6 protein-coding genes, 1 other RNA gene and 1 pseudogene are annotated in these 6,766 nt (G+C 64.8%); 5 read left to right on the top strand and 3 right to left on the bottom strand.

Annotation, left to right across the window (positions count from 1 at the left end; translation table 11 throughout):
- The 4 genes and pseudogenes from A7D16_RS22695 to A7D16_RS18545 all read left to right on the top strand — a co-directional run.
- Positions 1 to 148 (top strand): annotated as a pseudogene (locus A7D16_RS22695) (IS110 family transposase); the annotation flags it as partial.
- Positions 149 to 503: 355 nt separating this feature from the next.
- Positions 504 to 818 (top strand): metalloregulator ArsR/SmtB family transcription factor, encoded by a 315-nt coding sequence (locus A7D16_RS18560; RefSeq protein ID WP_064634723.1) that lies wholly within the window; start codon positions 504 to 506, stop codon positions 816 to 818.
- A gap of 117 nt (positions 819 to 935) precedes the next feature.
- Positions 936 to 2,345 (top strand): DUF2867 domain-containing protein, encoded by a 1,410-nt coding sequence (locus A7D16_RS18555; RefSeq protein WP_239687048.1) that lies wholly within the window; start codon positions 936 to 938, stop codon positions 2,343 to 2,345.
- Positions 2,234 to 2,527 (top strand): hypothetical protein, encoded by a 294-nt coding sequence (locus A7D16_RS18545; protein WP_064634722.1) that lies wholly within the window; start codon positions 2,234 to 2,236, stop codon positions 2,525 to 2,527. The genes A7D16_RS18555 and A7D16_RS18545 overlap by 112 nt, the downstream gene beginning before the upstream one ends.
- 119 nt (positions 2,528 to 2,646) lie before the next feature.
- Here A7D16_RS18545 and A7D16_RS18540 read toward each other — a convergent pair.
- The 3 genes from A7D16_RS18540 to A7D16_RS18530 form a co-directional block, all read right to left on the bottom strand.
- Positions 2,647 to 2,722: non-coding RNA, sX9 sRNA (locus tag A7D16_RS18540), on the bottom strand.
- A 160-nt stretch (positions 2,723 to 2,882) separates the two neighbouring features.
- Entirely contained in the window at positions 2,883 to 3,695 is an 813-nt protein-coding gene (locus tag A7D16_RS18535) for a DUF4349 domain-containing protein (RefSeq protein ID WP_064634721.1), read from the bottom strand.
- On the bottom strand, positions 3,692 to 4,090 hold the full coding sequence (locus A7D16_RS18530; protein ID WP_064634720.1) for a GFA family protein: 399 nt from the start codon (positions 4,088 to 4,090) through the stop codon (positions 3,692 to 3,694). Before A7D16_RS18530 ends, A7D16_RS18535 begins: the two co-directional genes overlap by 4 nt.
- Before the next feature lie 339 nt (positions 4,091 to 4,429).
- Between A7D16_RS18530 and A7D16_RS18525 the strand changes: the two genes are divergently transcribed.
- A complete protein-coding gene (locus A7D16_RS18525; RefSeq protein ID WP_064634719.1) occupies positions 4,430 to 6,235 on the top strand; it encodes a DUF885 domain-containing protein in 1,806 nt (601 codons plus the stop codon).
- Positions 6,236 to 6,766 lie beyond the last annotated feature (531 nt).

The raw sequence follows: 6,766 nt of genomic DNA, 5'->3' as shown, positions 1-6,766 counted from the left end.
CTTCAACCCGGCCCTGCGCGAGTTTTACCAGCGGCTACGCACGCAGGGCAAAGCGGGCAAGGTCGCCCTCGTGGCGGCGATGCGCAAATTATTGGTCATCCTCAACGCCAAGATGCGAGATCAACTGGCGGCTAGCGCCGCCAGTTGATCAAGACAGTTGCTCTCCCCCAGGGAGAGGGGCTTTGTTGCACCAGAGAATCTAGATTCCCTTCTCCCCCCGGGAGAAGGTGCCCCGAAGGGGCGGATGAGGGTACGGGCGACGCCTGGTGGAGTTTAATGGCGCGCGTGGCTTTACCCGGCGCCCTGCCCCCGCTCCGTGCCCGGTCCGCGCTAGCAGCGCGGGCGCGTCAAAACACGCGCCATTGGCGCACAAGCCTCGCCTCGGCGCCCCGCAGGAAAGAGGCGATCAACAAGCCCGAGCAATACGGCAATCAGAAATCGCTTGACAGCCACGCCCATTAAAATCATTAATTAGCTAATTCGTTAATTAGCTAATCCCATCCATGTCCATCGACCGCATCTTCGAAGCGCTGGCTTCCAGACCACGCCGGGAAATCCTGGCCTACCTGTCGGCACAGGAACTGACCGCCGGGCAGATTGGCGAGCGGTTTGCGATGAGCGCGCCAGCCATCTCGCGCCACCTCTCGGTGCTGTCTGCGGCCGGGCTGGTCAGCAGCGAGCGACGCGGCCAGTTCGTGGTGTACCGGCTGACGCCCGACAACATGGTCAACACGCTCAGCGGCTTCGCCTTCGAGGTCTGCCCGAAGGCCGGCCCGCTGCAGCGCGAGTCGCGCAAGCGAGCCAAAAAAACCCCTTAACCCCTTCACCGACTTCTGCTGCGAGGACATGCCATGGACCACCAACGGATCGTCGCAGAAACAAGTTTCCCGCGTGTATCACTCCCCTCCTACAGCGGCGGCCGCACGGTGGAAGTAATGCTGATCGCGCAGCTGGACCCAGGCGCAGGCGATAGCCTGATCGCGCAGACCGGCGAACGTCAGCGGCACCACCCGGCGCACCACGATGCCTTGGACGAACCGTCCGTGCAGCTCTCCGCACCGGATTTCGGCCATGACGATCGCGCGTTGCTGTTTTCGTTTTCGGTCGGGCCGCAGGGGCATCCGTTTCACTGCCATGCCGGCAATCGCGTGTTCACCGCCATCACCGGCAGCGGCGGTGCGCAATTGCGCTTTTCCACCGCCTCGCCACAGCAGCTGCAGCAGGATCCGCAGGCATTCCTGCACGCATTGCGCTATGTGGACATACCGGGAGACAGCCTGTTCACGGTGCGCTTCGGTGGCGGCACCTGGCATCAGTTCGCGCCTGCGCAGGGGAATGCGGCGCATTCGGCCTTCTTCGCGCTGTCCTGCCATCCGGACGAAGCCGGCGGCAGCTTGAGCCACGCGCAACAGGCCCTGGTCACCCAGGGCACGGCGACCATCGCCAGCTTGACCGACCTGCTGCCGCCCCCCGTCGCGGCGCTACTGCAGTCCGGGGCCTTCCGCGCCGCCGATGTGCCCAGCGTAGCGCTGTCGCTGCACGTCAAACCGCAGAGCTGGCAGCAGCGCGCCTGCAGCCGCGTGCGCCGTTGGAGCGGGCGTCTGCGCCAACTTCCGCCACGCACACATCGTCACGGTTTTGTCGCCACCCGCTTAGCGCCGCTGCGGATCCGCTCGCTGCAGGCGCTGCCGGCCGATGCGTTGTTGCGCGGGCAACTGGGCGACCAGGTGCACTTTCAAGACACCCACCAGCTGCGCCTGGACACGCGCCAACTGCGCACCGACAGCCTGCCGGGCCTCATGTGCGATCTGCTGCAGGCATTCGTCGACCAACCACCGGGCGGCGTGAGCGGGTTGATGCGCTTGCGCAACCTGATGGTCAAACCGCTGGGGCTGCGTACCTCGCATCTGGGTTGCCCGGTGTCTTCGTTGCTCGATCCGAGCGCAGCGCAACGTTTCGCCGGGCGCTTCCCGGTACTGGCACAACGCAGCGATGCCGACGGGCAGCAGGTGCAGGTCGTGCTGGGTGCCGACGACAAGCATCTGCGCTTCCGTTCGTCGGTGGCGCTGCGCCGGGTCGGCATGCACGAAATCGAGTTGACCATGGCCACGCAGGTGAGCTGCCGCAACGGATTTGGCCGCGTCTACATGGCCTGCATCCATCACGCGCACCATCACCTCGTTTTGTCTTGGCGATGCCTAGGCTTGATGTCCCCAATTCCCAGGACACTCCCATGCCTACCCTTCGCATGCGTATCACCGGCACCGACGACGACGCACGTGCCATTGCCAATCTGCTGCAAAGCATCGAAGGCATCGAGCACGTCGAAGAAGTGGATGACCTGATGCCGCATCTGGACGACGAGGATTCCAGCTCGGCCGGCCTGTCAGACGATGAAGGTCCGGGCAGCCACGAGTTCGAAGTGGAAGCCGGCAACGAAGCCACCGCACAGAAGGTGCGCGACGCGGTGCAGGAGCTGGCCCTGCAGCTGGACGTGTTTGTGGAATACGAAGTCGACGAAGGCTGAGCTGCGTTGAGCCTCGTTGCACAGATGTTTGCTGCCTGGTTCAATCGCGCTTCTGCACTGACGTACGTCATCGCCGTATCTGCGTGCCGCGCCGATACGGCGGCTTTTGTATGAAGAGCGGCTGACAAACCGTAGCGAGTGGTCGTCAAGTGGTGCGCGCGACGCGCTCATGATCCGGGTGTACTGGTGGTACATGCCGCAGAAACACAGACCGCGCCAACGTGGCGTTCGCGTAGTGGTCGAGCAGTAGTTTTGTTGGCTGTTCCAGGCCTACGCAACACACGCGCGCCGCCAGCAGTTTTACAGATCAGTTAACCCCGCAGCTGCACGGCAGTGCCGGGCAGCTGCGGGTTCTTCAAGGCATCCGGCGGCGACGTGCGCGCCAGCGCCATGCCTGCAGCAGCAACCAGCCGGCAATTACTGCGACCACCGCCACCGGCAGCAGCGCCGCCACTGCGCGGATCACGAACGCCACGCTGCTGGAAAACACCTGGCCGAACTCGGCGGTCGCTTGGGCAATCTCGCCCCTGCCCTGCTCGCCGCCGGTACTGCGGAAATTGAGCGTCAGCAACTGCGTGCGCACGCGGCGTTGTTGCTGCGCTGCCTGTTGCTGGGTCTGCTGCGCTTCGGCTTCGATCTCCGCCAGCCGCTTGGACAAGGCCAGCAGATCGGTCACCGCCAGATCGCGGCGCTGTTGCAATTCGAGCAGGCGTGCATGTTCTTTTTGCAGCCGTGCCTGGGCCAGGCCAGTGTCGGCAATCTGCTGCGCCAGGTCTTCGGCCCGGGTGCTGCGTGCGGCGACATCGCCGTGTTGCCCGGCCAATTGCACAAGCGGCTCGATCCCGTCCGGCGCCAGACGCACGCTGATGCGCCCGCTGGGGTCGCGCCCGCCTTCCTGCTCCACCGCCAGCAAGGCGCAATCGCCGTACTGCGCGCTCTGGCACGCAGCACGCACCGCAGCGATGCGTTGGCCAATCTGGTCGGCGGGCAGTTCGATGCGGACGTCGTGCTCATAGGCCAAGGCATTGCCAGACGAGGCGAGCGGTGCAGGCGGCGCCGCCGGCGCAGCACCGCCGTCTGCCGCCATCTCCGCTTGATGCTTCGCACAACCGCAGAGCGCCCATCCGAGCAACACCAGCGCGGCATACCGCCGCATGATGCGGCTCATCGGCTGGCTCCATCAACCGCGTGCACCTGCAGCCCGGTCAGCTCCAGAGCCGGCAGGCAACGCACGTTGACGGCAACGCCCATTTCGCCGGTTTTGGGGTTGAGGCCTTCGCTGAAGGGCGCGATGCCGCACTGCGGGCAATAATGATGATCGATATGCTGCTGATTGAAGCGGTAGCTGCCCACCGCTTCCGGTTCGGCGCGCAGCTGCAGTTGCGAACGCGTGCCGAACCAGAGCAAACCGCCGCGTCGGCGGCACAACGAGCAGTTGCAGTCGTAGACCCCGGTGATGGGTGCTTCGGTCTGCAGATCGAACGCGATGCGTCCGCAATGACAGCTACCGGCGTAGTGCATGTGATCCTCCTTGGAACAGGCCACCGTGCAGGTGGCAGGCATGATGTGACGTGCGCGCCGCCTGGTTGGCGGGCGGCGCCCGGGAACCGGAGTGTACGAGCGATCGCTCCCGTAACGCGCGCCGTCCTGTGCACCGGGCGGTTGGCGGCAGTGTCCGGCTGGCAGGGCAAACGGCTCCCGAAACGTCGCGAGCAGTGGCCCGATGGGCGTGGACGGCGCGCTCATGGCCGCAATGTGGGCGCGGCAGATGCCGATGCCTGGCCGCGGCCGTGCCCGCCTGGCGATGAGCGCCTTCGTTTTGTTGGCTGCTCTACACCAGTGGTGGATGCGCGCACACGCGCAGATGCCTATGCTGGCGGTTTGATTCCATCAGGACCCACAATGCATCAACGCCTGCTTGTCCTTGCCCTGATCGCCGGCCTCAGCGCCTGCCAGCAACAGCCCGAATCGCCGCAAGCCGGCACCACCGCTGCTACCGCCCAGGACGCACAGACCCCGGATGCGCGCTTTGCGGCGTTGTCCAAACAGGCGCTGGACACCTGGATGCAGCTGTCGCCGGTGACCGCCACCCAGACCGGCGACCACCGCTTCGACGCGCAGATCGACGATCTCAGCACGGCCGGCCGCCAGCGCAGCCTGGACGCCGGCAAGAAGCTGCTGGGCGAACTGGAGGCCATCGACGTGGCCACGCTGTCGCGCGAGAACCAGGTCGATGCGGCGATCCTGCGCAACCAGCTGCAGTCGGAAATCTGGAATACCGAAGTGCTGCAAAGCTGGGCCTGGGACCCGCAGGTCTATAACGGCCTGGCCGGCAGCGCGTTGTACGGACTGATGGCGCGCGAGTTCGCGCCGCTGCCCGAACGCCTTGCCGCAGCCACCCAGCGCATGGAAAAAATCCCGAGCATCTTTGCGCAGGCGCGCGAGAACCTGGACCCGGCGCGCGTGCCGAAGATCCACGCCGAAACGGTGGCCAAGCAGAACAAGGGCATCCTCAGCATCGTCGATACCTTCATCGCGCCCAACATCGGCCAGCTCGGCCCCATCGAAGCGGCGCGCGCGCAGGCGGCCATCGACAACCTGCGCAAGGCAGTGGCCGAGCAGCAGACCTGGCTGGACACCGTGCTGGTGCCCAATGCCAAGGGCGACTTCCGCGTCGGCGCGGAAAAATACGACCAGAAACTGAAATTCGCGCTGCTGTCGTCGCTGTCGCGTGCCGATATCAAGCAGCGCGCCGAGTCCGAACTCAAGCGCGTGCGCAGCGAAATGTATGGCATCGCGCGCACCGTGCTCAAGGACAAGCCCGGCGCTCCGAAGTTGCCGGAATCGCCCAACGACGACCAGCAGCAAGCGGCGATCGAAGCAGCGCTGGAACTGGCCTATGCCGACAAGCCGGCGCGCGACAAGGTGGTGGACGCCGCCAAGGCGGCGCTGGCGCAATCCACCGAGTTCGTGCGCCAGAAAGATTTGATGACGCTGCCGGATTCGCCGGTGGACATCATCCTGATGCCGGAATTCCAGCGGGGCGTGGCGGTGGCGTATTGCGATTCGCCCGGCCCGCTGGACAAGAATCTGAAGACGTTCTATGCGGTGTCGCCGATTCCCGACGACTGGAACGACAAGCAGGTCGATTCGTTCCTGCGCGAATACAACACCCGCATGATCCATCTGCTCAGCATCCACGAGGGCACGCCGGGCCACTACCTGGAAGGCTGGCATTCGGCCAAGTTCCCCTCCACGCTGCGCGCGGTGCTGCGTTCGGGCATGTTTGCCGAAGGCTGGGCGGTGTACACCGAGCGCATGATGCAGGAGCAGGGCTATCTGGATAACGACCCGCTGTTCCACCTGGTGCAGCTCAAGTTCTACCTGCGCACCATCGCCAATGCCATCCTCGACCAGGGCGTGCACGTGGACGGCTGGGATCGCGACAGGGCGATGCACCTGATGACCCACGACACCTTCCAGCAGGAAAGCGAAGCGGCGGGCAAGTGGGTGCGTGCGCAGTTGTCGTCCGCGCAGCTGCCGACCTACTTCGTCGGCGTGCAGGAACATCTGGACACGCGTAAGGCAGTGCAGAAGAAGCTGGGCCACAGCTTCAATCTGAAGGCCTATCACGACAAGATGCTGTCCTACGGTGCGCCACCGGTGCGCTTTGCGCGCGAACTGATGCTGGATCAGCCGATCGAGTGATGAATCCCCTTTTCCCATCGGGAGAAGGGGCCCCGAAGGGGCGGATGAGGGTACGGGCGAAGCCTCGTGTAGCCCAACTGGCGAGTGGCTTCGCTCCGAACCCTCACCCCAACCCCTCTCCCGACGGGAGAGGGGCTTGCCACTGCAGACGAATGAAGAACTGCTTGCGACCTTCTCCCGCCGGGGCATTGTCCCTCTTCATGGGGGAGAAGGTGCCCCGCATGGGCGGATGAGGGGCGCCTTGCAAAGTTGTCACCGCCTGCAAGGCCGAACGCATTGCCACGCGCATTCAGAAGTGACACACCAAGTGGCTTCGCCCCGAACCCTCACCCCAACTCCATCTCCCGGCGGGAGAGGGGCTTGTGTCGCAGTTGCTAACGTCTTTCTGGCACGCTGCGAACACGACTTCCCTGCCACGCTGTGCGTGCGAACAGCTTTCCATCACGCATCCGCAGCAACGAATCCACCGGTCTGACGCGCCCATAGCCGCGCGTACAGGCCGCCATGGGCGATCAGTTCCGCGTGCGTGCC

This window comes from Xanthomonas nasturtii (assembly GCF_001660815.1).
Lineage (GTDB): Bacteria > Pseudomonadota > Gammaproteobacteria > Xanthomonadales > Xanthomonadaceae > Xanthomonas > Xanthomonas nasturtii.
The sequence above is the reverse complement of the archived record's forward strand: the minus strand, read 5'-3'. Positions and strand labels throughout refer to the sequence as shown.